Source organism: Phenylobacterium glaciei (assembly GCF_016772415.1).
GTDB classification, from domain to species: Bacteria; Pseudomonadota; Alphaproteobacteria; order Caulobacterales; family Caulobacteraceae; genus Phenylobacterium; species Phenylobacterium glaciei.
Genome location: NZ_JAGSGD010000001.1, coordinates 1468311 through 1491253, shown reverse-complemented (window position 1 = coordinate 1491253; position 22943 = coordinate 1468311). Strand labels below are relative to the sequence as shown.

At 70.2% G+C, this 22943-nt stretch carries 22 protein-coding genes; 9 read left to right on the top strand and 13 right to left on the bottom strand.

Going from position 1 to position 22943, the window contains the following annotated elements; translation table 11 throughout:
• The first annotated feature begins 48 nt into the window (after nucleotides 1–48).
• Nucleotides 49–762, top strand: a complete 714-nt coding sequence (locus tag JKL49_RS07230) for an N-formylglutamate amidohydrolase (protein WP_215339391.1) — start codon at nucleotides 49–51, stop codon at nucleotides 760–762.
• On the opposite strand, the gene JKL49_RS07225 is transcribed toward JKL49_RS07230, so the two are convergent.
• From JKL49_RS07225 to JKL49_RS07210, 4 genes are read right to left on the bottom strand one after another with little or no spacing between them, the layout of a single operon-like run.
• On the bottom strand, nucleotides 759–1688 hold the full coding sequence (locus tag JKL49_RS07225) for a 2OG-Fe(II) oxygenase family protein (RefSeq protein ID WP_215339389.1): 930 nt from the start codon (nucleotides 1686–1688) through the stop codon (nucleotides 759–761). The genes JKL49_RS07230 and JKL49_RS07225 overlap by 4 nt on opposite strands.
• Nucleotides 1688–2821, bottom strand: a complete 1134-nt coding sequence (locus JKL49_RS07220) for a DegT/DnrJ/EryC1/StrS family aminotransferase (protein WP_215339387.1) — start codon at nucleotides 2819–2821, stop codon at nucleotides 1688–1690. Before JKL49_RS07220 ends, JKL49_RS07225 begins: the two co-directional genes overlap by 1 nt.
• A gap of 53 nt (nucleotides 2822–2874) precedes the next feature.
• On the bottom strand, nucleotides 2875–3672 hold the full coding sequence (locus JKL49_RS07215; protein WP_215339385.1) for a sulfotransferase: 798 nt from the start codon (nucleotides 3670–3672) through the stop codon (nucleotides 2875–2877).
• Nucleotides 3669–4376 carry a WbqC family protein gene (locus JKL49_RS07210; RefSeq protein ID WP_215339383.1) on the bottom strand — a complete coding sequence of 236 codons (708 nt, stop codon included), beginning with the start codon at nucleotides 4374–4376 and terminating at the stop codon, nucleotides 3669–3671. Before JKL49_RS07210 ends, JKL49_RS07215 begins: the two co-directional genes overlap by 4 nt.
• Nucleotides 4377–4497: 121 nt before the next feature.
• On the opposite strand from JKL49_RS07210, the gene JKL49_RS07205 reads away from it, so the two are divergent.
• Nucleotides 4498–6195 carry an O-linked N-acetylglucosamine transferase, SPINDLY family protein gene (locus tag JKL49_RS07205; RefSeq protein WP_215339381.1) on the top strand — a complete coding sequence of 566 codons (1698 nt, stop codon included), beginning with the start codon at nucleotides 4498–4500 and terminating at the stop codon, nucleotides 6193–6195.
• Nucleotides 6196–6374: 179 nt separating this feature from the next.
• Here JKL49_RS07205 and JKL49_RS07200 read toward each other — a convergent pair whose 3' ends face one another.
• The 5 genes from JKL49_RS07200 to JKL49_RS07180 all read right to left on the bottom strand — a co-directional run bounded on the left by JKL49_RS07200 (nucleotide 6375) and on the right by JKL49_RS07180 (nucleotide 12162).
• Nucleotides 6375–7088: a dienelactone hydrolase family protein gene (locus JKL49_RS07200; protein WP_215339379.1), complete on the bottom strand. Its 714-nt coding sequence runs from the start codon at nucleotides 7086–7088 to the stop codon at nucleotides 6375–6377.
• A 295-nt stretch (nucleotides 7089–7383) separates the two neighbouring features.
• A complete protein-coding gene (locus JKL49_RS07195) occupies nucleotides 7384–7905 on the bottom strand; it encodes a GNAT family N-acetyltransferase (protein ID WP_215339377.1) in 522 nt (173 codons plus the stop codon).
• 65 nt (nucleotides 7906–7970) lie between these two features.
• Nucleotides 7971–9347 carry an efflux transporter outer membrane subunit gene (locus JKL49_RS07190; RefSeq protein WP_215339375.1) on the bottom strand — a complete coding sequence of 459 codons (1377 nt, stop codon included), beginning with the start codon at nucleotides 9345–9347 and terminating at the stop codon, nucleotides 7971–7973.
• Entirely contained in the window at nucleotides 9344–10447 is a 1104-nt protein-coding gene (locus JKL49_RS07185) for an HlyD family secretion protein (protein WP_215339373.1), read from the bottom strand. The genes JKL49_RS07190 and JKL49_RS07185 overlap by 4 nt, the downstream gene beginning before the upstream one ends.
• The gene (locus JKL49_RS07180) at nucleotides 10447–12162 is read right to left on the bottom strand and encodes an MFS transporter (RefSeq protein WP_215339371.1); all 1716 of its coding nucleotides are present in this window, start codon (nucleotides 12160–12162) and stop codon (nucleotides 10447–10449) included. Before JKL49_RS07180 ends, JKL49_RS07185 begins: the two co-directional genes overlap by 1 nt.
• A gap of 490 nt (nucleotides 12163–12652) precedes the next feature.
• Between JKL49_RS07180 and JKL49_RS21385 the strand changes: the two genes are divergently transcribed.
• Nucleotides 12653–13045: a type 1 glutamine amidotransferase domain-containing protein gene (locus tag JKL49_RS21385; RefSeq protein WP_430700671.1), complete on the top strand. Its 393-nt coding sequence runs from the start codon at nucleotides 12653–12655 to the stop codon at nucleotides 13043–13045.
• 109 nt (nucleotides 13046–13154) lie between these two features.
• On the opposite strand, the gene JKL49_RS07170 is transcribed toward JKL49_RS21385, so the two are convergent.
• Both JKL49_RS07170 and JKL49_RS07165 read right to left on the bottom strand, forming a co-directional pair.
• Nucleotides 13155–15242, bottom strand: coding sequence for a xanthine dehydrogenase family protein molybdopterin-binding subunit (locus JKL49_RS07170; RefSeq protein ID WP_215339369.1), 2088 nt, complete (start codon nucleotides 15240–15242; stop codon nucleotides 13155–13157).
• A complete protein-coding gene (locus JKL49_RS07165; RefSeq protein ID WP_215339367.1) occupies nucleotides 15239–15709 on the bottom strand; it encodes a (2Fe-2S)-binding protein in 471 nt (156 codons plus the stop codon). Before JKL49_RS07165 ends, JKL49_RS07170 begins: the two co-directional genes overlap by 4 nt.
• A gap of 97 nt (nucleotides 15710–15806) precedes the next feature.
• On the opposite strand from JKL49_RS07165, the gene JKL49_RS07160 reads away from it, so the two are divergent.
• Nucleotides 15807–17900: a hypothetical protein gene (locus JKL49_RS07160; RefSeq protein ID WP_215339365.1), complete on the top strand. Its 2094-nt coding sequence runs from the start codon at nucleotides 15807–15809 to the stop codon at nucleotides 17898–17900.
• A gap of 99 nt (nucleotides 17901–17999) precedes the next feature.
• Here the strand turns inward: JKL49_RS07160 and JKL49_RS07155 are convergent, their stop codons facing one another.
• Entirely contained in the window at nucleotides 18000–18620 is a 621-nt protein-coding gene (locus JKL49_RS07155; RefSeq protein ID WP_215339363.1) for a glutathione S-transferase family protein, read from the bottom strand.
• A gap of 98 nt (nucleotides 18621–18718) precedes the next feature.
• Here JKL49_RS07155 and JKL49_RS07150 point away from each other — a divergent pair, with 98 nt between their 5' ends.
• Genes JKL49_RS07150 through trxC form a run of 5 tightly spaced genes read left to right on the top strand, consistent with a single transcriptional unit; the run spans nucleotide 18719 to nucleotide 22446 of the window.
• Nucleotides 18719–20092 (top strand): spinster family MFS transporter, encoded by a 1374-nt coding sequence (locus JKL49_RS07150; RefSeq protein ID WP_215339361.1) that lies wholly within the window; start codon nucleotides 18719–18721, stop codon nucleotides 20090–20092.
• Complete coding sequence (locus JKL49_RS07145; RefSeq protein ID WP_488225849.1) at nucleotides 19999–20949, top strand: ATP-grasp domain-containing protein; 951 nt, start codon at nucleotides 19999–20001, stop codon at nucleotides 20947–20949. Before JKL49_RS07150 ends, JKL49_RS07145 begins: the two co-directional genes overlap by 94 nt.
• Before the next feature lie 26 nt (nucleotides 20950–20975).
• A complete protein-coding gene (locus JKL49_RS07140; protein ID WP_215339357.1) occupies nucleotides 20976–21326 on the top strand; it encodes a hypothetical protein in 351 nt (116 codons plus the stop codon).
• Nucleotides 21326–21952 (top strand): SOS response-associated peptidase family protein, encoded by a 627-nt coding sequence (locus JKL49_RS07135; protein WP_215339355.1) that lies wholly within the window; start codon nucleotides 21326–21328, stop codon nucleotides 21950–21952. Before JKL49_RS07140 ends, JKL49_RS07135 begins: the two co-directional genes overlap by 1 nt.
• Nucleotides 21953–22002: 50 nt before the next feature.
• Complete coding sequence (gene trxC / locus JKL49_RS07130) at nucleotides 22003–22446, top strand: thioredoxin TrxC (RefSeq protein WP_215339353.1); 444 nt, start codon at nucleotides 22003–22005, stop codon at nucleotides 22444–22446.
• On the opposite strand, the gene JKL49_RS07125 is transcribed toward trxC, so the two are convergent.
• Nucleotides 22443–22892 carry an Hpt domain-containing protein gene (locus tag JKL49_RS07125; protein WP_215339351.1) on the bottom strand — a complete coding sequence of 150 codons (450 nt, stop codon included), beginning with the start codon at nucleotides 22890–22892 and terminating at the stop codon, nucleotides 22443–22445. The two genes, trxC and JKL49_RS07125, sit on opposite strands and share 4 nt — an antisense overlap.
• Between the last annotated feature and the right edge of the window lie 51 nt (nucleotides 22893–22943).

The following is a 22943-nucleotide window of genomic DNA, read 5'->3' as shown; positions in this document are numbered from 1 at the left end:
TTGTCGCCAAGGTCTAAACGAATCTTGCGCCGCGACGATCCGTCCCCGGTGCATGTCACGAATGCGGGCGGCGCCTGCCCCCTGCTGCTCATCGGCGACCATGCCGGGCGGCTGATCCCCCCAAGTCTCGATGACCTGGGCCTGACCGCCGCCGACATGGACACCCACATCGCCTGGGACATCGGGGTCGCGGGCCTTGGCGAGCAGCTGGCGGCCAGGCTGGACGCCTGCTTCATCCGCCAGACCTATTCGCGCCTGGTGGTCGACTGCAATCGCAGGCCTGGCGCGCCGGAGGCCATGCCGGAGGTCAGCGACGGCGTGTCCATCCCCGGCAATCTTGCCCTTCACCCCCAGGCCATGGCGGCGCGGCGGGCGGAGATCTACCAGCCCTATCAGGACGCCATCGCCGCCGAGCTGGACCGCAGGATGGGCGGGCCGACCATCCTGGTCTCGCTCCACAGCTTCACGCCGGTGATGGGCGGCTTCGTACGACCCTGGCGGATGGGCGTCCTGCACCGCCACGACTCGACCTTTTCCAGCCGGGTCCTGGCCCTGCTCCAACGGGAGCTGGATGAGGCGGCGGGCGACAATGAGCCCTACAGGATGGACGAGACCGACAACACCGTACCCCTGCACGCCGACCCGCGCGGCCTGGACTATCTGGAGCTGGAGGTCCGCCAGGATCTGATCGCCGAGGCTCCCGGCCAGGACGAGGTGGCCGACATCCTGGCGCGCATCCTGACGGAAGCGGTCTACGCCTAGGCCTGGTTGATGGTGTTGCGCTTGACCTGGGCCTGCCCGTCGGCGGCCAGGTCGGTGCGGGTCTGCGTCAGCAGAAGCGGCCCCTGAAGGGTCGCATTGACCTCATCCATACCGGCGTGGTCCGGCCCCTGGGCCAGCAGATAGCGCAGGGAGATCCGCTCGTGGTCGGCGGCGTCCGGCTGGGTGCCGTGCAGGGTGCAGGCGTGCCACATGGCGGTGAAGCCGGCCCCGCCCGTCAGGATCAGCTGGTCGGTCTCCACCACCCCGCCCTGGCCGTCGCGATAGGTCCAGGAGGCGTCGGAGGTGGCGGTCAGATCGTGCGGGAACACCGTGCCGCCGAGGCGATGGCTGCCCTTTAGCAGGAACAGCGGCGCGTCCTGGCGGCTCACCGGATGCAGATAGACATAGAGGGTCAGGAAGTCAGCCGGACGCTCCTTGTAGTCGATCAGGTCCTGGTGGAAATCGATGCCGTAGAAATAGGTCACGTCCCGGTATTCCGGCCGCACATAGGCGCCCAGGTTGTTCACCGGATTGCCCAGGATACGCGCGCGAATCCAGGCCGGGACCGAGGTCTGGGAGACCCCGCAGACCACCTTCTTGTTGAGGATCGTATAGCCGGGACCCAGCAGGGCGGTGACGCCGTCGACGATATTGGCGTCCTGCTCGACGAAGGCCAGCTGGTCCTCGAACCGCTCCAGCAGGTTGCGGCCGGGCCGCGGGTTCACGCCGACATATTGCGGATCGGCGTCGAACTCGGCCTCCGACAGGAACAGCCGGTGATCGAAGTGGCGGTCGGCGCGGATCTGCGCCAGCAGGGCGGCGGCCGCCGCCGGGTCCACAGGCTTCTCGAACAGATGCGCGCCGCTCTCGATGAAGTCCTCGACGGCGGCGTGGTGCTGGCGCGGCGCGATCTTCTGGGCGTTCATCAGGCGATCCCCGGGGTGGTCCTCAAGGCCAAGACGACACGATCCACGTCTTCGCGGGCCAGGTCGATGGCGAAGGGCAATCCGATCACCGAGCGGGATAGCCGTTCGGTCACCGGCAGGTCGGTCCTGGGATAGCCCGCGAAGGCGGCGCTCAGGTGGCAGCCGTCGCCCCACCAGCGGCGGGTCTCCACGCCGTGACCCAGGAGCGCCTCGGTGGCGGGGTCGGCGCAACCTTCGGGCAGGCGCACGACGCAGACGCTGGTCACCCAGTCCGAGCCCCAACCCGATTGCAGGCTCGCCGACGGGGTCATGGCCAAGCCGATGCGGGTGTGTTGGGCGGCCAGGAAGAAGCGCAGGCGGTCGGCGGGCCACCGGTCGAGGGCGGCCAGACCGACGGCGGCGGTGTATTCGCTGAGCTTGGCGTTGGTGCCGGGGATCTGGGCCTCGCGGGTGCCGTTGAAGCCATAGGTGGTCATGCGCCGGACACGGAAGGCCAGGGCGGCGTCGTCGGTGACCAGGAACCCGCCCTCCCCGAGGCCCAGGACCTTGGTGGCGTGCAGGCTGACCACGGTGGGCAGGCGGGCGTCGCGGGCGGCGTCGAAGGCCGCGGCGGCGTCCAGCAGCACCGCCAGGCCGGTCTCGTCTCGGAAGGCGAGCCAGGCCTCGATGTCGGGCATGGCGCCATGAGCGGCCACCGGCAGGACCGCGCTGACCTTGCCCGGCGCGCGGGCCAGCATCTCGCGGACCAGGGCCGGGTCCAGCATCTGGCTGGCGTGGTCGACGTCGAGGAACCAGGGGGTCAGGCCCGCCTGGGCGATGGCGTGGGCGGTGGCGACGAAGGTCCAGGAGGGCGTGGCCACCAGGCTGCCGGCCGGCAGGTCCATGGCCTGCAGCGTCAGGGTCAGGGCCTGGGTGGCGTTGACCACCGTGGAGGCGACGGCCCCGTCGGTGAAGCGGCTGGCCAGGCGCAGCTCCAGCTCGGTCAGCAGGGGCCCGAAGTTGGAGTACCAGCGGGCGTCATCGATGCGGCGCAGATAGGGCAGGATGTCGTCGGCGGACGGCAGGCGCGGGCGGGCGACCGGCAGATTGCCGGGGGCCGTTGTCGGAAGCTTGGCGTTCGCGGCGGTGCGCAAGGACCCTCATCCTGATGAGCCCGCACGTCACCATGGTCGTGGTTAATGAACGCTTAGGCCAGGTAGGTCGCAAGGTCGCACCGGGCCACATCGTCCAGCACCGCCTGGCGGACCTCGGCGGGCAGAACGGGGGCGGCGCGCTTAGACAGGTCGCGGAACACCCCATAGGTGTCGCCGTCGTCGCGGCTGGTGGAGCGCGCCAGGAAGGTCCGGGTCTGGTCGCCCATGGCCAGGCCCAGGAACCCGAACAGGTCGGTGATCACCCCCGCCGGATCGGCGGTCAGGTCGCCATAGCGCAGGATGCGGAAGCGATCGGGATAGCTGGCCGCCATGTCCTGGAAGATCAGGGCCGCGCGCTTCCAGCTCTCGTAGCCGAAGAACTCCTCGATCCGCCCGCCGTTCTTCAAGCCCGCCTCGCGCCACTCCGCGCCGAAGTCCCAGGCGGGATCGAACTCGCGGGGCGCGGCCCGCCAGGAGCTCAGCGCCTCCAGCGGATCGCGGATGATGCCGACGCCCTTGAAGCGCGGGATCTGCATCAGGGTCGGCAGCAGGTGGTGGTAGCGCGCCTCCTTATAGACGACCTGGGTGGGCTCGAGCTTGGCGAAGGCCAGATCGCCATCCGTCATCCGCGCCCGCTGGAGGATGAAGTCGTCGTCGGTGGCCGCGATGTCCTTGAGGATCTGGTCCAGCTCCGCCGCCGAGGTGGCGGCGTCCACGCGCGGCCGGAAGGCGTGGGCGAAGAAGGGCTGGAAGCGGAAGGCTGTCTCCGGCGCGCTGTTGAAGATCTGCCCGATCCAGGTGGTGCCCGAGCGCGGCGCCCCGTGCAGGCCGATGACCGGCAGGTCGCTCATGCGGCCACCAGGTTGTAGGCGGCAACCTGCTCGGCGAGCTGGTCGGGTCCGCAGAACATCAGCACGTCGGCGATGGAGAGGTTGGCCACGAAGGGCTCGGCGAACTGGCGATAGGGCGGCGCCTGCGAGCGGATGAAACTCAGCCTCAGCCCCTGCGCGGCGAAGGCCTCGCCCGCGTACAGGTCCACCCCGCCGGCCGCGTTGACATAGTGGTCGGCGCCCAGCCTGCGGCAGATGTCGATCACCGCCGCCTGGCCGGTCAGGCTGGTGTCGCGGCCGATCTCCGAGGCGCGCACGATCTTCGTCCCGATCCCGAGAGCCTGGCGCACCGCACCAATCGCCGCGGCGTTGAAGCCCGCCACATTGGGGTCGCGCGTCGCCAGGATCGCCTCCAGCAACGGCCTCACCGCCGCGGCCCGCGGCGCCTTGCGATAGGCGGCGTCCAGCTGGCCCGACAGCTTCTTCAGGTTCGCCTCGGTCAGCTGATAGCGGGTGTCGCGGATCTGGGTCCTGACCTCGCCGGAGTGTTCCACCGGCAGGGTCAGCCAGTGTGGCGCGCCGTTCAGCAGGATGCGGTTGCGGTTGATCCAGCCGCCGCGCATGTACTGGACGTCGTCATAGATCACGAAGACGTCGGCCGCCGCGATCAGCTGGAAATAGCCGATATAGGGCAGCAGGTAGGGCTGCATGATCGCGGCGATCATGGGCGGCGCTCAGGTCTGCGTCGCGTCGCGGCTCTCAACCTTTTGCCTCGCCCGAGTCGGTGGATGGTCTTAGGTGACTTAACCGCGATTTGCCTGCCGATGCATTCCCGCCGAGGACCCGATGGACATTCCTGGCGACGAGCCTGACCTGGACGCCGAGATCGCGCAGGCCCGGGCCGATGTCGCGGCGGGGCGGATCGTGGAGGCTGTCGACCGCCTCCAGACCCTCATCGAGGTCCCGATCTACGACCACCGGCTGCACTACGCCATGGCCGCCGCCCTGGGCGCGGTGGGCGACGTCGAGGGCCAGCGGTCCTGGCTGCTGGACGCCCAGACCTTCCATGCGCTGCAGGCGATCAGTGAGCAGGACGGGGTCGACATGGCCCGCTTCGTCTCCGAGCCCGACTACGCCCTGCAGATCGGCGATCAGGCCTATGCCGACGGCAAGATGGGCCTCGCGGCGGCCGCCTTCGGCCAGCTGGCGCCGCAGCCGGGCGCGACGTTCTATGTGATCATGCGATGGGGGCTGTCCCTGCTGCACCAGGGCCGCGTCCAGGAGGCCATCACCGCCTTCACCCTGGCGGCCGACACCTACAAGAGCTCGATTGCCCACGAGTTCCTGCTCTATGCCTGCTTCTTCGCGGAGAACGGGGTCCGCCTCCACGCGGCCGAGGCCCGGCGGTGGGCGCAGCTCTACGCGCCGCCCCCCGCAAACCTGCCCTTCGCCAATTCCGACCTCGCCGGCCGCAAGCTGCGGATCGGATATGTCGCCCCCACCCTGCTGCGCAGCCAGCTCAATCCGTTCATCGTCCCGGTGCTGGAGAACCACGACCTCGATCAGCTGGACGTCTTCATCTACTGCGCCGACCCGAAGACCGAGATCGGCATTCGCGCCACCGCCGTGCGCGGCATCGAGACGCTCAGCGACATCGACGCCGCCAGCCTGATCGCCAGCGACGGCATCGACATCCTGATCGACCTCTGGGGCCATACCGCCGACGGCCGGCTGGGGGTCTTCGCCCTGAAGCCAGCACCGGTCCAGGCCGCCTGGATCAACTACGTCCAGACCACGGGTCTCGCGGCCATCGACTATGTGCTGCACGCCGACGGCACCCAGGCGGCCGACGACGATGCGCTGTTCGTCGAGCAGATCTGGCGCCTCGGCCCCATCGCCGTCCCCTTCAGGCCGGGCGCGCGTCTCGACCCCACCCCGACCCCGGCGCTCGCCAACGGCTTTGTCACCTTCGCCAGCTTCAACCATCCGGCCCGCCTGAACGACGCCACCGTCGCCGCCTGGGCGAGGATCCTCAAGGGCCGCGCGGGCTCCAGGCTGCTGCTCAAGTACCGCTACTTCCTCGATCCGGTGCTGCAGCAGGCGGTGCTGGCGCGCTTCCTGGGCCACGGTGTCACCGCCGAGCGGATCGTCTTCGAGGGCCACTCCACCGGGCCCGACTATCTGAAGAGCTTCGGCCGCATCGACCTGGCGCTCGACCCGTCGCCGGCGCCCGGCGGCACCACCTCGTCAGAGGCGGTCAGCAACGGCGTGCCGCTGCTGACCCTGCGCGGCCCCGACTTCTACAGCCGCGTCGGGACCCTGCGGCTGGAGCCGCTGGGCCTGCACCAACTGGTGGCCGAGAGCTGGGACGACTATGTCGCCAAGGCCCTGGCCCTGACCGAAGACCTGGCTGCCCTCGACGCCCTGCGCGCCGAAGTCCGCCCGCGGTTCGAGGCCTCCCCGATCCGCGACGAGGCGGGGTTCACGGCCATCCTGGAGGACGCCTTCCGCCAGATGTTCGAGCGCTGGAAGACCGGCGGCTAGGCGGCGCACATGTCGGTCGTCGCGGAGGGAAGACAAGGCCCTCCGGAGGTGTCGAACCGGTCGGTCGGGGGCGGAATTCCCCGTTGGCGAAGGCGGGGCGCGCGCCGCCGACATTGGCCGACAAGTGACCGTCGAGGTCCCACCACGTGCCGGCCGAGCCTGTCGGATGCGAATGGCCCCTAGCGGTCGATGGTCTCGGCGAAGAGGGCGCGCATTTCGCGCCACGAGCGGGCGTCGGCGCCGGCGTCGTAGAGGATGCCGGGCATGCGGGAGCCGTCGGCCTCCGGGTTGGTGAAGCTGTGGGCGACGCCGCCAAAGAGGTGCATCTGCCAGTCGACCTTGGCGGCTCTCATCTCGGCCTCGAAGGCGACGCGCTGCTCGGGGGGGATCAGGGGGTCGGCCGTGCCGATCAGGGTCAGGACCTTGCCCTTGATGTTGGCGGCGTCCTGGGGCCGGGCGGTTCCGAGGCCGGAGTGGAAGCCCACCACGGCGGCCAGGGTCGCGCCCGACCGCGCCAGCTCCAGCACCGTGGTGCCGCCGAAGCAGTAGCCGATGCCTGCGACGCGGGCGGGGTCCACGCCGGCCTGCGCGGTGAGCACGGCCAGGGCCGCCGTGGCCCGCGCGCGGATGCCGGTCGGGTCGGCCAGCCAGGCGCCGATGCGGGACCGCGCCACGTCCATCCCCACCGCCTGGCCGCCACCGTGATAGTCCAGGGCGAAGGCGATGTAGCCAAGGTCCGCCAGGCGCGCCGCGATCGTATAGGTGTGGTCCGAGAGGCCCGGACCCTCGTGGGCCACCAGCACGGCGGCGCCATTGGCCTTGCCGTCAGGTCGGAACAGGCGCCCCACCAGGGCGGCGCCGTCGGCGGTGTAGTCGATGTCCTGGGTGGGCATGGGCGGCGTCTCCTGCTGGGCGGCTGGAGCCTGTCCACTAAACGGTCGCCTGACAACCGCGAGCCGCTCACGGGCTGTTGGCCCTTGCTGGCGAGGCCGTGGTCGCGCTTGCTGGCAGCCTCCCTGCGAATGGACCCTTCATGCCCCGATTACGGTGACGTGATACCAATTGTATAAACGTCTTTCGGCTGGCTGGACTTACCCAGCGGAAATGGGCATTTGATATCCTGTCACCTAAATACTGATATCCTGTCACCCAAATAATGTCACCCAAATATGCGTTGGATCGAAAGCATCAGCGGTCCAGGTCGATCGCCACCTGGACCGTGTGGAAGTCCTGCGATTGCGGCTGGACAACGCCGCCGAAAGTCCGCGCGAGGCGCAGCATTCGTTTGTTTTCGAACATGATTTCTGCCCCAACGCGCTTAAGCCCGCGGTCGCGGGCCCAGCCCAGCATCTCCTCCATCAAGCGATGGCCGAGCCCGTGGCTGGCCTGGTCTGAGCGGACCATGATGGCGAATTCCCCTTCCGGCTCATCCTGGGAGAGCACCAGGCGAACGACGCCGAGGATGCCGTTTTCTCCCTCCGCCGCCGCGGGGTCATAGGCGGCGACAGCGATGTGACGCTCTCGGTTGAACTCGGTGAGCAGCGCCGTCAGATGACCCACGGCCGGGCGGACGGGCGAAAAGAACCTCAGGCGCAGATCTTCCGGTGTGGAGCGCAGCCCCATCTCGACCAAGGACTCGGCGTCATCCATGCGAATGGGACGAAGGCGGAGTTTGCGGCCACGGCCCACGATGATCTCCTTTTCAGGCATCGCCGCAGTGTCCGTGGGCTCACGCCGCCCGGAACCCGGGCGCCCGCTCGGTGGCGACGGCCCGATCATGGCGCCGGCCGCTCGGAGCGCCAGCCGCCGCCCATGGCCTGATAGAGGCTCACGCGCGCGTTGAGCTGGTCGGCCTCGACCTGCAAGAGGGTCAGGTCGACGCTGAGCAGGGCGCGCTGTGCGTCGACCACCTCGAGATAGGGTGAGTACCCCGCCTGATAGCGGTTTTGCGCGTGCCGCAAAGCGTCCGCCGTCGCAGCGCGCTGGCGCGCGAGATGGGTTCGCTGGTCGGCCAGACGCGATACGGCCGCCAGATTGTCCTCGACCTCGCGGAAGGCGGTCAGCACGGTGCGGGCATAGGCCAGGGCGGCCTGATCGCGCCGCGCCGCCGCCGCCCCAGCCTGCGCCCTGAGGCGCCCGCCATTGAGGATCGGCGCCAGGACGCTGCCGCCGATGGACCAGACGGCCACCGGGTCCCTCAGCGCCGAGGACAGAACCGCCCCGGCGGTGGCGGTCAGCCGGATCTGCGGCAGGAATTGCGCCCGCGCCGAGGCCAGGGAGGCGTCGGTGGCGGCCAAGGTGAGCTCCGCCTGCGCGATATCTGGCCGCCGCCGCAAGAGATCCGCCGGCAAGACGTCCGGAATCGGCGGCGCCCGCAGGGCCGAAAGCGCCTGCCCGCGCGCGACCACCCGCGGCGCGACGCCCACCAGAACGCTGAGCGCGTCTTCCTGGCGCGCGATCTGCTGTTCGACCTGGGGAACGAGCTGGGCCGTCGCTTCGTATTCGGACTCGGCCTGACGCAGCTCCAGGTCCGAGGTGTAACCGACCCGGGCGCGGGCGCGGGCGATGCGCAGCGCCTCGGCCCGGCTGCTCAGGGTCGCGCGCGCCACGGTCAGTCGCGCGTCGAGGGCGCGAAGGGTGATGTAGCCGCTCGCCGTGGCCGCCTCGACGCTCAGGGCCGCGGCGTCAGCCCCGGCCTCCGTCGCCTCGGCGCTTCGGCGCGCCGCTGTGGCCTGGGCCGCCACGCGGCCGAACAGGTCGAGCTCGTAGGCCGCCTGGAAGACCGGCTGCGCGGCCGTGGATTCCATCGTCCGGCCGAAAGCGTCGAGGCTGCGCGCGCGGCTCGCGCCCACACCCAGGTCGAGGCTGGGGAAGAGCTGCGAGCGGGCGATCTGTTCTTGCGCGCGGGCCTCGCGCACACGGGCGGCGGCGATGGCGAGGTCAAGGTTGTGCTCCCGCGCCTGCCGCACCAACGCCGTCAGGACCGGATCGCCGAACCCGTCCCACCAGGCTCCGTCGACGGGGGCGGCTGGCGCCAGGGTCGTACGCCAAGCCGGCGGCGGCGCGATCGTGGCCTGGGGTGGCGCCGCCGGGTTCAGGCCAGCGCAGCCGCTCAGCAGGCCAGCAGCCGCAAGGGCGACAAGCCGCCTCACCGGCCGGTGTCCACGCGGGCCTGGACCGACATGCCCGGCCGTAGCTTGGCGGCCAAGGGTTGGTTCGGGTCTATTGTGATCCGCACAGCGATACGCTGGGCGACCTTGACGAAGTTGCCCGTCGCATTGTCGGGGCGGATCACAGAGAATTCGCTCCCGGCCGCCGGGGCCAGCTGCTGCACCCGTCCCCGCAGCACCGCCCCGCCGAGGGCGTCAACCTTCACCGTCGCGACTTGCCCGGCCGCCATGCGCGCCGTCTGGTCCTCCTTGAAATTGGCCACCACCCAGACCTTGTGAGGCACCAGGAACATGAGCTGACTGCCCGCCGTCACATATTGACCAAGGCGCACGCCCAGCTCGCTCACCTGGCCGTCCTGCGGCGCGCGGACCACCGTGTTGGCGAGATCGATCTGCGCCAGCCGCTTGGCGGCCTGGGCGCTGGCGAGCGCCGCCTCGAGGCCTCCGCGGCCGACCACCACGGTGCGAACCTGCTCCTGGGCGATCGCCTGCTGCGCCTGCGCCTGCCGCACCCCGGCTTCCGTCTGGCGCAGGACGGCAAGCGTCTGATCCCGCTCGCGCAGGGACACCGAGCCCTCCGCGGCCAGAGCGGAGACCCGGCGCATGTCGGCCTGAGCGCGGGCAAGTTGAGCCCGCGCGCTGTCCACCGCCGCACCCTGACCGGCCAGCGAGGCCTTGCTGGACCGCTGGCTCTGCTGGGAATTGCTGAGGCTCGCCGCCTGGGCGTCGACGTTGGCCTGCGCCTGCGCGACCCGCTGCTGGTAGATGCGGTCATCGATGCGCGCCAAGGGCTGGCCGGCGCTGACCGTCTGGAAGTCCTGCACCATCAGCTGGGCGACGTAGCCGTTCACCTGCGGCGCGATCACCGTCGTCTGGCCGCGCACATAGGCGTTTTCGGTGGTTTGGGTCAGGCGCTCGAACGGCGGGAGCCGCCAGGCGAAAAGCACCAGCAGCACTCCGGCCGCGAGCAGCGCGACAAACAGCGCCGTGCTCTTGGGCCCGCTTCGCGGCGGCGACCAGCGAGGCGCGGTCGCCTCGGCCGCTGACTCAACGGGATCTTCAAGTCGCTGGGGGCCGTTCATCAGGGAGTCTCCGTCCGTAGGCGCGCGATCGCGGCCATTTCCTCGGCGAGCGGGTCGACGCCACTGCGCCGCAGCTGCAGCCACCGCCCCACCACCAGCAGCAGTCCGACGCCAGCCAGCACCGCGATCAGCAGGAACACATCATTGAAGGCCAGGATGTTGGCCTCCCGCGTCGTCTGCCGGGCGAGCAGCGCGACGCCCTGCGCCTGCCGAAGCGCCGGGTCGCCGAGGACACGCCCGTAGGCCCCGCCGAGTTGCTGGATTCGCAGGGCGACCTGTGGGTCGGTGATCACCAGGGACTGGGCGAGCTCGTGGGAATGAAATTTCTCCCGGACGATTTGGAAGGTGCCAAGGAGCGCCGAGCCCCCCAGCCCGCCCACCGTCTGGGCGATGCCGAACACCGCGGAGAAGCTGACCATGTGGCTGGGGCCGCGCGCGAGGGCGCGGACGACGCCCAGCATCAGGGTGGGACCCAGGAAATAGACGGCGGCGAAGCCAATGAGCCCCTGGCTGAGGTAGAAATTGGCCGGGCGGGTCAGGTTGGTGGCGTGCGCATCGATAAGGGCGCCGGCCAGGATCAGAGCCACCGAGATGGCGATCGGCCGGACCAGGTCGGTGGGGTCCAGCCGCAAGACGCTGAGCGCCAGGCCCGCCAGGCTCGCGCCCGTGACAACGGCGTAAAGCGTCACGAGCTGGTCCTGGCCCATGCCGACCACGGTGAGCAGCCCGAGCGATCCGTAGTTCTGTTCGGAAAGCAGGACCCGCATGACCGCCGCCACGGCCGCGAGCCGCAGCATGTCCAGACCGCCTATCCAGCGGGTGTTGAGCAGCGGACTTGACCGGTTGTGTTCGATGCGCAGAGCCGCGCCGATCAACACGATCGACCCGGCCGTGGCGTAGCCCAGCCAGGGGGTCGACCACCAGACGATCCGCCCCTGCACCAGCACCGCCGTCAGCAGCGCCAGACCGGGGGCGAGCAGCAGCGCGGTCAGGACGTCAAGCCGCTCGAAGACGTCCGCCCGATCGCTCGGCGGCAGGCGCAGCAGCGCGATCGCGCCCAGGCAGGCCAGCGCCAGGCCGAATTCGAACAGGTGGAGGTTCTGGATATCCCCGCCGCTGAGCAGGAGGGGCGAGATCACCCGCGAGAGCGGCGAAGCGACCTGGGTCAATCCCAGACCGATGATCATGCCGCCCATCCGTAGCCGCGCCGGCATCGCCTGCATGATGTAGAAGAACGACAGTGGCGCGAGGCCGCTGGCGATGATCCCCGCCGCGGCGCGGATGACCAGCTCGGCGCTGAAGGCGCGCGCCAGCATCTGCGCGCCGGTCAGGAGCACGAAGCCGATCAGGAAGATCCGAGTGAGACGCTGCAGCCCGAACTGTTGCCGCGCCCGGACGATCAGGAAGCCGGCGAAGATGTTGGTCATGGAATAGGCCGCCACCAGCCAACCGCCCTCCACAGGCGTCAGACCGAGCGAACCCTGGATCTGGGGCAGGTTGGCGATCAGCAGGCCGTTGCTCAGCCCGCTGGTCAGTGCGATCAGGATCCCGATGACGCCGTACCCCACCCGCCGTAGCACCGGATGGTCGGGGTTCGCCGGCGACCCCAGCATCAGCGGCCGCTCGTGGGGCTGGAATTCGTAGTCCGCGCCGCGCGGGGTGGCGCTCTCCGCCTGTTCCATGCTGCCTCGCCGGCCGGCCTGCGTCGGTACCATCCGGCGCTCTGGCTGAAATCGCGAAACGTTCAAGGCTCAGCTTGGTTGCGCACTGCACCATCGCCCTTGGACTCGGCAACCTTTTCGGCGCGCGCCTGTTTTGTTGCGTTGCAAACACCACACGCGCCGCGACGCGGCGCGATCCCGCCCCCACGGTTCTTCGTGGTCGACAGGGGTCCCGGTTGATCAGGAGAGCCTGCGATGAACGTTTTGATGGTGCTGACGTCCCACGACCGCCTCGGGGACACCGGCGAGAAGACCGGGTTCTGGCTCGAGGAGTTCGCGGCCCCCTACTACGTGCTGCGCGACGCCGGAGCCGATATCACCCTGGCCTCGCCAAAGGGCGGCCAGCCCCCCCCTGGACCCGAAGAGCGACGCCAAGGACGCGCAGACCCCGGCGACCGAGCGGTTCAAGGCCGACGCCGAAGCGCAGAAAGCCCTGGCCTCCACCACGCCGCTGGCGGAGATCCAGGCCGGCGATTACGACGGGGTGTTCTTCCCCGGCGGGCACGGGCCGATGTGGGATCTCGCGGAGAGCGCCGAGGCGCGCCGCCTGGTTGAGGCCTTCGCCGCCAACGACCGCCCCATCGCCGCGGTCTGCCATGCCCCGGCGGTCTTCCGGCGGACAGTCGCGGCGAACGGCGAACCCCTCGTCTCGGGTCGCCGCGTGACAGGCTTCACCAACAGCGAGGAGGACGGTGTGGGCCTGAGCCAGGTGGTGCCGTTTCTCCTGGAAGACATGCTGAAAGCCAACGGCGGGCTGTACGAAAAGGGCCCGGACCAGGCCCCCTACATCGTTCGGGACGGAAACCTCGTGACGGGTCAAAACCCCGCCTCGTCCGGCCCTGCCGCACGCGAATTGCTCCAACTTCTGAAGGCGTAGAGTCCGCAAATCCGCGCTGCGGGTGGAGAGGCTCGCGCACCACCTACCTCTGACATTCCCATGGTCAGCTGGTCGGCCGCCGCCACGCCTGGGGCGGCCTTCGGCGGTCCTACTCCGCCAGCAGGGCCCGCGCGATCCGGTCCCGCGTATAGGGCAGGTCGCGCAGGCGGGCGCCCAGGGCGTGGGCCACGGCGTTGCCGATGGCGGCGAGACAGGGGCCGAGCGAGATCTCGCCGATGCCGTTGGGGGCGGCGCCCGGGGGCACGATCAGCTCGATGTCCACCGGCGGCACCTCGTCGAAGCGCAGGATGGGATAGTCGTCCCAGGTGACCGAGGCGACGCCGCGGCCCTCCAGCTTGACCTGTTCCTTGAGCGCCCAGCTGGCGGCCATGATCATGCCGCCCTCGATCTGGTTCTTCGCCCCGTCCGGATTGATGATCAGGCCGGCGTCGGCGACGCACCACAGGTGCTCCAGCCGCACCTCCTCATCGACGCTGACCTTGGCGGCGACGGCGACATAGGCGCCGCGGTCGCGGTGGCGGTCATAGGCGAGGCCCAGACCCTGTCCCTCCCCGCCCGCGCCACGCGCGTTCCAGCCGCTGACCACGCCGATCCGCTCCACCACCGCCCGGGCGCGGGGATCGCTGAGCATGGCCAGGCGGAAGGCCAGCGGGTCCTGGCCCGCGGCCTGCGCGATCTCGTCCAGGAAGCACTCGCCGGCATAGGTGTTCACCGGCCCGCCCAGGCCGCGCAGGGACGAGGTGCGCACCGGCGAATGGACCACCAGGTGCTCCTTCACCCGCACGGCTTCGATGTCATAGGAGGGCACGGCGTTGAGCCGCCCGCCGAAGGCCGTGGCCTGGTTGGGCGCCGGCAGGTCGGGGGGACCCTGAGGCAGGGCCGGCTCGATCAGGGTGCGGCCGCGGTTGACGTGCAGATTGGTCCAGATCTCGGTGGTCCAGTCCACCAGGCGGCCCGAGGCGTCCAACTCGGCGGCCATCTCGACGCGCATGGCGGTGCTGACCGGGGAATGGCCGAACTCGTCCTCGCGCCGCCACTGGACGCGGATCGGCGGGCCGGGCCGGCGGCTGGCGATGAAGGCGGCGTCATAGGCCGCGTCCTCCGCCCCGTTGTGGCCGTAGCAGCCGGCGCCCTGGGCGTGCTCCAGGTCGATGGCCTCGGGGGCGAGACCGGTGATGCGGGCGATCTGCATCCGGGGCGGATAGACCCCCTGGGCGTGGGTCCAGACGGTCAGCCTGCCGTCCACGAAATGGCCGATGCCGCAGGAGGGCGACATGGAGCCGTGGGCGATATAGGGCCGGGAATAGGCCGCCTGCAGACGCTTGCGGTTGGCGGGGCCGCCGGCCGGGGCGCCGGTCTCCAGTTCCGTCGTCGGCATCTCCTTTAGGGACGCCGCTTCGCTGAGGGTCGGCGAGAGATCGCGGGGCGTGTCCCACTGGGTGGTCAGTTCGACGGCGGCGTGGGCGCGGGCGGCGGCGGCTTCGCTGGGGGAGATGAAGGCCACGAAGGACCCCTCCACCAGGATGTCGAGGTCGGCGGGCGCGGCGGCCCGGCGGGCGGCGGGCTCATCCAGTTTCGCCAGGCGGGCGGTGGGTCCCGGCTGGCGCAGCACCCGGGCGTGCAACATGCCGGGCATGACGAGGTCCTGGATGAATCCTCCGCCGAACATCTTGGCGGGCAGGTCCAGGCGCGGTTCGCTGCGGCCCACCAGGCGGTGCTGATCCTGGGACTTCCAGCGGGCCTGGCCGCTGGGGGGCTGGGCGAGGTCGATGGCGGGGGCGAGCGTCCAGTAGGTCTCGCCGGTGGCCTGGCCCTCGCGCAGGAAGGCGCCGTCACGCACGTCGATCTGGCCCTCGGCGCAGTCCAGGCGCCGCGCGGCCTGCGCCACGAACAGGGCGCGGACCTCGGCGCAGGCGGCGCGGACGGCCGAGCCCGAGACCTCGATGGACATGGAGCCGACGGTCATCCCCTCGTCGGGCACGGCGCCGGTGGCGGCGTTGGCCACCTGGACCTGGGCCATCGAGACGTCCAGTTCCTCGGCCGCGATCTGGGCCAGCGCCGTGAGCGCACCTTGGCCGTACTCGACCTTGCCAAACGCGATGCGGGCGACGCCGGGGGCGGGGAAGGCCACCCAGCGGTCGAGGCTGGGATTGGCCTGCAGGCTGGCGGGGATCATCGGGCGGTCTCCGCGTTCATGCGCTTGGCCGCGAGCAGGACAGCGTCCATCACCCGATTGTGCACCCCGCAACGGCAGAGGTGCCAGGCCAGGGCCTGCGCGACCTCCTTGCGGGTGGGATTGGGGTTGCGGTCCAGCAGGCCCTTGGCCCCCACCAGGATGCCCGACAGGCAATAGCCGCACTGGCCGGCCTGAAGCTCCAGGAAGGCGGTCTGCAGGGGGTGGGGCGCGTCGGGCGTCCCCAGGCCCTCGACGGTGACGATGGCCTTGCCCGCCAGGTTTCCCACCTCGACCAGGCAGGCGGCCACATCCTGCCCGTCCACCAGCACCGAGCAGGACCCGCACTGCCCCGCCCCGCAGCCGAAGCGCGGCCCGGTGAGCCCGAGCTCGCCGCGCAGCACGTCCAGCAGGTTGGCGGTGGGGTCGGCGGTGACCGCCCGCGTCTCGCCGTTGATGATCAGGTCCATGGCGTCGCGTTCCGGTGACTCTCGCGCCGATCTTGGCGCCTCGACCGCCGATTGGACAGGCGCCCCGGCGGGCGTAGGCTGGCCTGGGGAGGGGCGAATGGCGGAAACCGTCGAGACGCAGGCTGGCGAACCTACGCCCTGGCAGGACGGCCCCTATGCCGCCTGGCTGGGCGCCATGGGCCTGATCGGCGCCTGGGCCCTGCTGGCCCAACCCTGGGCGCCCGGCGCGGTCACGGCCGGCGCCACCGCGGCCGTATCCATGACCGCCGCCATCGCCTCCAAGGTGGTGAGCCAGCGGGCAGAGGCGCGCGCCAAGGCGCAGGGCCGCCCCAAATCGAACTTCGGTCTCTTCGCCGACTTCGCCCTGGCCTTCTGGATCATGGCGGGGACGGCCTTCGTCTTCGTCGTCCTGAACGCCTATATCGCCAGCCGCACCGATCCCGATGTCGAGGGCCGGACGGTCGCCGCCGTCCTCGACGCCCAAGCTCGGTTCTCGGGTCTGCTGGGCTGGATGAAGACCGCCAAGCTGCCGTTGCGCATCGCCGCCTTCACCCTGCTGGGGGGCGCGGCCCTCCTGGCCCTAGGCGGCGCCAAGGCCTTCGACCGCCTGCTGGCCGGCCGCAAGAAGGTGTCCAAGGGCCTGCGGATCGTCACCCTGACCGCGATCTGCGTCGGGTCCTTCGCCCTGGCCGGGTCGTCGGTGGGGGAAGGCGTCCAGGTCGCGCTCGCCCACAGCTTCAAGTTCGCCGCGGTCAACCGCGCGCCGGCCAGCCTGGTACAGGCCGTGGCCCGCGAGTTGATCGCCCAGCCTGTCGACGCGGCGATCGCGCAGGAAGATCCCTGCCTGGCCGGGGTGGAGACCCCGCCCTGCGACGACCCCCTGCCAACGCTGGCCGCTGACCTGAGCCGTTCGGCGTTCCTGCAAGAAACCTGGCCCCACGAGGCGCGGGAGGTCGGCCTTCCGGAGCGGGCGCCCATCGCGGCGACCCAGGACCGGGCTGCCCAGGTGGTCGGCGAGCTGGAACGGGCCGACACCGTCCTGCGCGCCTCGCAAGCCGCTGAGCCGACGCTGAGCGATCCCCGCCTGGACTCCGTACCGCTGTCGGCGATCGGCGACGCCGAGGCCGCGATCGCCGGCGACGCCGCCATGTCGGTGGGCCCGGAGGACAGGCGGCTGCGCGATCTGCTCAGCCTGGCCATCGGCATCGCCCTGGACCTGCTGCCCGTCCAGCTCGAACCGCATCTGAAGGGGGTGATGGGGGTCTTTACCGACAAGGTGGCCGGTTCGATCACCGGCGCTGTGCGGGGCCGGTTCGAGGAGGCCGTGCGCGACACGGCCTTCGACCTCGCCAAGGGTTGCGCCGCCGCCCCACCCGCCTGCGCCAAGCATGTGAAGACGCGCATGGCCGCCGCCCGCGCCGATCCGCGCGTCCAGACCGCCCAGACTCTGATCGCCGCCGCCGTGCGGCCGGTGGCCCGCAGTGTGATCGCGCCCCGCCGTCGGCTGCACGAGGAGGCCCGTCGGACCAACGCCCTGCTCGACACCGCGGCCGCGCCGACGCTGCGGGGCGAGGGCCTGGGCGACTGGGCGGAGTCGCGCCGGAACTGGGAGGCTGATCTGCGAGCCGGAAAACTTGGCGACGAGACCTGGCTGTCCTCCCCCGAATCCCGGACACCGCGCCCTGACAATCTCGCCCCCCGCCAACGCCGGGACCTGGAAGCCTTCTTCGCGGAGTGGCGCCGCGCGCGGCGCGGCCTTGCGATTGAAATGAAGCGCGGCGGCCAGCAGGGCACGGCGGCGGAATGGAACCAGGCCTTCCTGGCCTATGCCAACCAGAACCCCCAGTTCGCCGCGACCTTCGCCTTCATGGTGCTCAAGGACAGGCCGCTCATGGCGGCGCTGCAGGCGCGTCGGCCCCGGGAATTCGTAAGGCCGGGCAACGCCATCGACGCCTACCGACTCTTCGCCGCCGACGCCAAGGGCCTGGACTGGACCGACCGCCGACACGACCCCCCGGTCATCTATCAACCCGACTTCGACCGGACGATCCGCACGGCGTTTCCACAGGCGAGATACGAGGGCGCCACCGTGCGCGATGGGGTCTCCGACCTCCGTGGCGGAGGGCACATCATCGACCCCTACCGACCCGCCGAACGCCCACCGCCTCGGCCGCACCCGACGATGCGCTAGAGCGGGTTGCGATCTGATAGAGTCAGCTCGCAACCCGCTCTAGGTTTTTGTTTTGACGCGCGTTTTATCCGAACGCCGGTCCCCACTTTTCGGAACGCGCTAGTCCTCTGTCCTGGAGGCGGCTTCCCACTCCAGGAACTCCGGCGTGGCGAGGATGGTCTCCACATAGGCGCCCGCCGCGCCCTGCGGCTTGATCCCGTAGGTGCGGAAGCGGCTGGCGACGGGGGCGTAGAAGGCGTCGGCGATGGACCAGTCGCCCAGCAGGAAGGGGCCGCCGAAGCGGGTGAGCAGCTCGGTCCAAAGCTCGGTGATGCGGGCGATGTTCTTGCGTGTCGCCTCGGAGAGTTCGGCCTGATGCGGCGCGATCTCGAGGGCCATGCTGCATTCCTGGCGCAGGGCCTGGAAGCCGGCGTGCATCTCGGCGGCGGCCGAGCGTCCCATGGCGCGGGCCGTCGGATCGTCGGGCCACAGCTTGGCGGCGGGGAACTTCTCGGCCAGGTATTCGCAGATGGCGAGTGAGTCCCAGACCACCAGGTCGCCGTCCTTCAGGGCCGGGACCAGGCCCGATTTCGAGACCGGGCGGATGGCCTCATAGGTGGCGTTGTTCTCCTGGCGCAGGGCGATCAGGGTCTCGGTGAAGGGCGCGCCGGTGCGCTTGATGGCCAGCCAGGGCCGCAGCGACCAACTCGACCACTTCCGGGTTCCGATCAGCAATTCCATCGTCAACGCCTCCGCTTGATCACGCAGCCGCTATTGGCTTGAGCGGCAGGGCGCCGTCTAGTGTCGGCAACGATCAAAAAACTCGAGGAAACCCCATCATGACCGAGGCATCCGCCCCGGCCCCCATCGGCGCCAGCATTTCTGACGGCACGGGTCCCGCCGTCCCCCTGGTCTCCGACGCCTACCGCCGCTACGCCCTGGTGATCCTGCTGGCGGTCTACACCCTGAACTTCCTCGATCGGCAGATCGTCACCATCCTGGCCGAGCCGATCAAGAACGATCTGGGCCTCGCCGACTGGCAGCTGGGGATGATGACCGGCCTGGCCTTCGCCATCTTCTACACCGTGCTGGGCCTGCCCATCGCGCGCCTGGCCGAAAGCTTCAACCGGGTCTGGATCATCGGCGGGTCGCTGGCCGTCTGGTCGGGCTTCACCGTGCTGTGCGGCCAGGCCACCAGCTTCGCGCAACTCGTGGGCGCCCGCATCGGCGTGGGAATCGGCGAGGCCGGCTGCACGCCCACCGCCCACTCCCTGATCGCCGACTACGCGCCCAAGGAAAAGCGCGCCTCGGCGCTGGCCTTCTTCTCCATCGGCACGCCGCTGGGGGGCCTGCTGGGCCTGGCCATGGGCGGGCTGATCGCCGACGCCTACGGCTGGCGCACCGCCTTCCTGCTGGCCGGAGTCCCCGGCCTGCTCTTCACCGCCGTGGTCTTCCTGACCCTGCGCGAGCCGCGCAAGGCCATGAGCGCGGCGGCGGCCGCCGCCCACGCGCCGGGCAAGGGCCACTTCGCCGCCACCCTGAAGTACCTGCGCGGCAAGCCGGTGTTCTGGCTGATCGCCTTCGGGGCCGCGGTAAAGGCCTTCATTGGTTACGGCCATGCGCCCTTCACCGCCTCGTTCTTCCTGCGCAATCACGCCGCCGAGGTGGCGCAGATGGCCGACAAATTCGGCCTGGGTTCGGTGGGCTTCCTCGGCCTCGCGCTCGGCCTGATGGGCGGCACGGCGGGGATCATCTCGTCCTGGGCCGGCGGCGCCATCGCCGACTGGGCCGCCAAGCGCGACATCCGCGCCTATATGAGCGTGCCGGCCGTCGCCTCGCTGATCTCGCCCTTCATCTACGCCACCGCCATCCTGCTGCCGTCGGCCTTCTGGGCCCTGTGGCTGCTGATCCTGCCGGGCCTGCTGGGCTCGCTCTGGTACGGGCCGGTCTATTCCAGCGCCCAGAGCCTGGTGCCGCCGCAGATGCGCGCCACCTCGGCCTCCATCCTGCTGTTCATCATCAACCTGGTGGGCCTGGGCCTCGGCCCGCTGTTCGTCGGCATCCTGTCCGACGTGCTGGCCAACGGTCCGCTGCAGCTGGGCTCGGCGGAGGGCGTCCGCTGGGCGCTGATCGGCTCGGCCTTCCTGGGGGTCGTCGCCACGGGGCTGTTCTGGATCGCGCGCCGCACCATCCGCGAAGAGATCGTCTCCTGAAGCGGATCGCCTATCTGGCCTGCGCCGAGTGCCTGACCACGGCGCAGACGCGCAGGCCCGACGCCTACGAGCACGACCAGGAGCTGGCGGCCCTCACGCCGGCCTTCCAGGCGCGGGGCTGGTCGCTGTCGGAGGCCGACTGGCGGGTCTGTGATCCCGCCCAGTTCGACCTGCTGCTGATCCGCACCACCTGGGACTATGTGGAGCACGAGGCCGAGTTCCTGGCCTTCCTGGACCGCGCCGCCCGGCTCGCGCCCGTGGCCAACGATCCGGCCCTGGTGCGCTGGAACCTGTCGAAGCGCTACCTCCAGGAACTGGCCGCCAAGGGCCTGCCGGTGATCCCCAGCCTGTTCGTCGACACGCCCACGCCGGCGACGGCGGCCTTCGATCTGTTCGGCGTGGACGAGGTGATCCTCAAGCCGGTGGTGGGCGCCGGCGGCTTTGGCCAGACCCGGCTGACCCGCGACCAGGCCCACGGCGTCCTCATCGCGCCCGGCCAGTTCGCCCAGCCGCTGGTGCCCGAGATCATGACGCAGGGCGAGGTCTCACTGATCTTCGTCGACGGCGAGTTCTCCCACGCGGTGCGCAAGCTGCCCGGCGGCGGCGACTACCGCATCCAGGTCATCCACGGCGGCGGCGATCATCCCTATGATCCCAGCCCCGCGCAGATCGAGGCCGCGCGGGCCTTCGCCGCGGCCCTGCCCGTTCCGGCCCTGGCCTGCCGGGTGGACGTCATTCCCACGCCCGCCGGGCCGCTGCTGATGGAGCTGGAGGTCATCGAGCCGCACCTGTTCCCGACCTATGGTCCGCACCTTGGCGAGCGGATGGCCCAGGCCTGCGGGCGGTTGTTGGCCTAGGCGCCGGCGCGTGGTCTAGTCGGGCCATGTTCAAATCAATCCTCGCCGCCGCCCTTGCCCTGGTCATGGTCTCCTGCGCGCCCGCGCCGCCGCCGCCCATCTCCACCGGCCCCGACGTCGCGCAATGCACGGCCAAGGGGGGCACGGTGCGGCCGGTCTGCCGCATGCAGAACCTGGCCTGTGTGATCAGCCACACCGACGCCGGCAAGACCTGCTCGGACAAGTCCGATTGCCAGGGCCGCTGCCTCTATACGGGTGAGGCCCCCGCCGATCCGGCGACCGTCGTGACAGGCCAGTGCCAGGCGACCTCGGACCCCTGCGGCTGCTTCACCACGGTGGTGAAGGGCCATGTCGGCCCCGGGATGTGCGTCGACTGATGTGCAACGAGTATGCACGCACCAAGTCGCTGGATGAGCTGATCGCGCAGTTCTCCAGCGCCTTCGACCCTCCGCCGCTTTTCGCCTGGGAGAACGACCACACCCCCAATGACCTGGTCGGCAAGGCCAGCGTGAAGATCCGCGACACCGCCCCGATCTTCCGGCTGCAAGACGGCAAGCTGGTCGCCTCCATGACCCCCTGGGCCTGGCCGGGTCCCGGCGGCAAGCCGGTGTTCAACTTCAAGTCCGAGGGCCGCGACTTCAGCCACAACGACCGGGTGCTGATCTTCGCCGACGCCTTCTTCGAGTACACCGCGCCGCTGGCTGCGAAGGTGAAGCTGAAGGACAGGCATCAGTTCACCATGACCGGGCAGGACTGGTTCTGGATCGCCGGCATCGTCAAGGAGGGCTGCTTCTCGATGCTGACCACCCGCCCCGGCCCCGACGTCGCCCCCTACCACGACCGCGGCATCATCCCCCTGGCGCCCAGGGACGGCCTCGACTGGCTGACCCTTGCGCGGCCGCAGGCGGAGATCCTCGAGCCCCCGCCCGCCGGCGCCCTCACCGTCGAGACCCTGCGCAAGGATGGCGTGGAGCGGGGCGGCGGCGACCTGTTCGCGCCGTAGCCGGGCGCCTATCTAAGGCTTTGCGCGTTTCGCATCCGAAGGAGGCCGTCATGTCCGTTCAGATCGTCTGCGTTCACTGCGATGCGATCAACCGCCTGCCGCAGGCGCGCGACCCCAAGGCCGGCAAGTGCGGCAAGTGCCACAAGGCGCTGTTCGACGGTCACCCCGCCGCCCTGACCACCGCGCGCTTCCGAAAGCATGTTGCGAATAGCGGCATCCCGATCATCGTGGATTTCTGGGCGGCCTGGTGCGGGCCCTGCAAGGCCATGGCCCCGATCTTCGAGCGTGCCGCCGCCGAGCTGGAGCCCCGCGCGCGGTTCGTGAAGATCGATGTCGACGCCGAACCGCAGCTCTCGGCCCAGTACGGGATCAAGGGCATCCCGGCCCTGTTCGTGTTCCAGGACGGCAAGATCGTCGCCAACCAGGCGGGGCTGGCCGACATCAACCTATTGCGCCGCTGGGTGGAGACCCATGGCGCCAAGGCGGCCGCCTAGGCGGTTTCCATCAGTTGCCGAAGGTCGCCTTCCAGCTGGGCCACCAGCTTGCGGCCGAAGGCGTCGGCCTGGCTCCTGACCTTTCGGCCGGCCAGGGTGCGGATGGCGTCGATGTGGTCGTCGATCAGCGGCAGCCGCGACTCGAAGGGCAGGTTGTCGTCGTCGATGAGCACGCAGAGCCCCGCGGCCAGCTGGTGGATCAGCGGATAGCCGAAGGTGGGCGCCAGGCCCTTCATGTCGTGGGCGCGCATATAGAGCACGCTGACGGCCTCGATGCCGTAGCTGTCGCGCGGCAGCGCTTCGCGCGCGGCGTCGAGCTTCGCCACTTCCTCGCTCATCCAGCCGTCGAAATTGCTCGACAGCGCCTGGACGGCCGCCTGCGCCTTGGCGACGCTGCCCAGGGCCTGGGACAGGGATTGCCGTGATGAGGTCGCGTTTCCCGGCATTATTCCCTCCGCTGCGTGACCCCCTTGTAGCCACCGAGTGACGAACAAACG

Bases quoted from the DNA above. Each gene is read 5' to 3' on its own strand.
- JKL49_RS07150 (WP_215339361.1), top strand. From the start codon at position 18,719: ATGACCGAGGCATCCGCCCCGGCCCCCATCGGCGCCAGCATTTCTGAC.
- JKL49_RS07225 (WP_215339389.1), bottom strand. From the start codon at position 1,688: ATGAACGCCCAGAAGATCGCGCCGCGCCAGCACCACGCCGCCGTCGAG.
- JKL49_RS07160 (WP_215339365.1), top strand. From the start codon at position 15,807: ATGGCGGAAACCGTCGAGACGCAGGCTGGCGAACCTACGCCCTGGCAG.
- JKL49_RS07170 (WP_215339369.1), bottom strand. From the start codon at position 15,242: ATGATCCCCGCCAGCCTGCAGGCCAATCCCAGCCTCGACCGCTGGGTG.
- JKL49_RS07155 (WP_215339363.1), bottom strand. From the start codon at position 18,620: ATGGAATTGCTGATCGGAACCCGGAAGTGGTCGAGTTGGTCGCTGCGG.
- JKL49_RS07215 (WP_215339385.1), bottom strand. From the start codon at position 3,672: ATGAGCGACCTGCCGGTCATCGGCCTGCACGGGGCGCCGCGCTCGGGC.
- JKL49_RS07180 (WP_215339371.1), bottom strand. From the start codon at position 12,162: ATGGTACCGACGCAGGCCGGCCGGCGAGGCAGCATGGAACAGGCGGAG.
- JKL49_RS07210 (WP_215339383.1), bottom strand. From the start codon at position 4,376: ATGATCGCCGCGATCATGCAGCCCTACCTGCTGCCCTATATCGGCTAT.
- JKL49_RS07140 (WP_215339357.1), top strand. From the start codon at position 20,976: ATGTTCAAATCAATCCTCGCCGCCGCCCTTGCCCTGGTCATGGTCTCC.
- JKL49_RS07200 (WP_215339379.1), bottom strand. From the start codon at position 7,088: ATGCCCACCCAGGACATCGACTACACCGCCGACGGCGCCGCCCTGGTG.
- JKL49_RS07135 (WP_215339355.1), top strand. From the start codon at position 21,326: ATGTGCAACGAGTATGCACGCACCAAGTCGCTGGATGAGCTGATCGCG.
- JKL49_RS07165 (WP_215339367.1), bottom strand. From the start codon at position 15,709: ATGGACCTGATCATCAACGGCGAGACGCGGGCGGTCACCGCCGACCCC.
- JKL49_RS07125 (WP_215339351.1), bottom strand. From the start codon at position 22,892: ATGCCGGGAAACGCGACCTCATCACGGCAATCCCTGTCCCAGGCCCTG.
- JKL49_RS07195 (WP_215339377.1), bottom strand. From the start codon at position 7,905: ATGCCTGAAAAGGAGATCATCGTGGGCCGTGGCCGCAAACTCCGCCTT.
- JKL49_RS07205 (WP_215339381.1), top strand. From the start codon at position 4,498: ATGGACATTCCTGGCGACGAGCCTGACCTGGACGCCGAGATCGCGCAG.
- JKL49_RS07185 (WP_215339373.1), bottom strand. From the start codon at position 10,447: ATGAACGGCCCCCAGCGACTTGAAGATCCCGTTGAGTCAGCGGCCGAG.
- trxC (WP_215339353.1), top strand. From the start codon at position 22,003: ATGTCCGTTCAGATCGTCTGCGTTCACTGCGATGCGATCAACCGCCTG.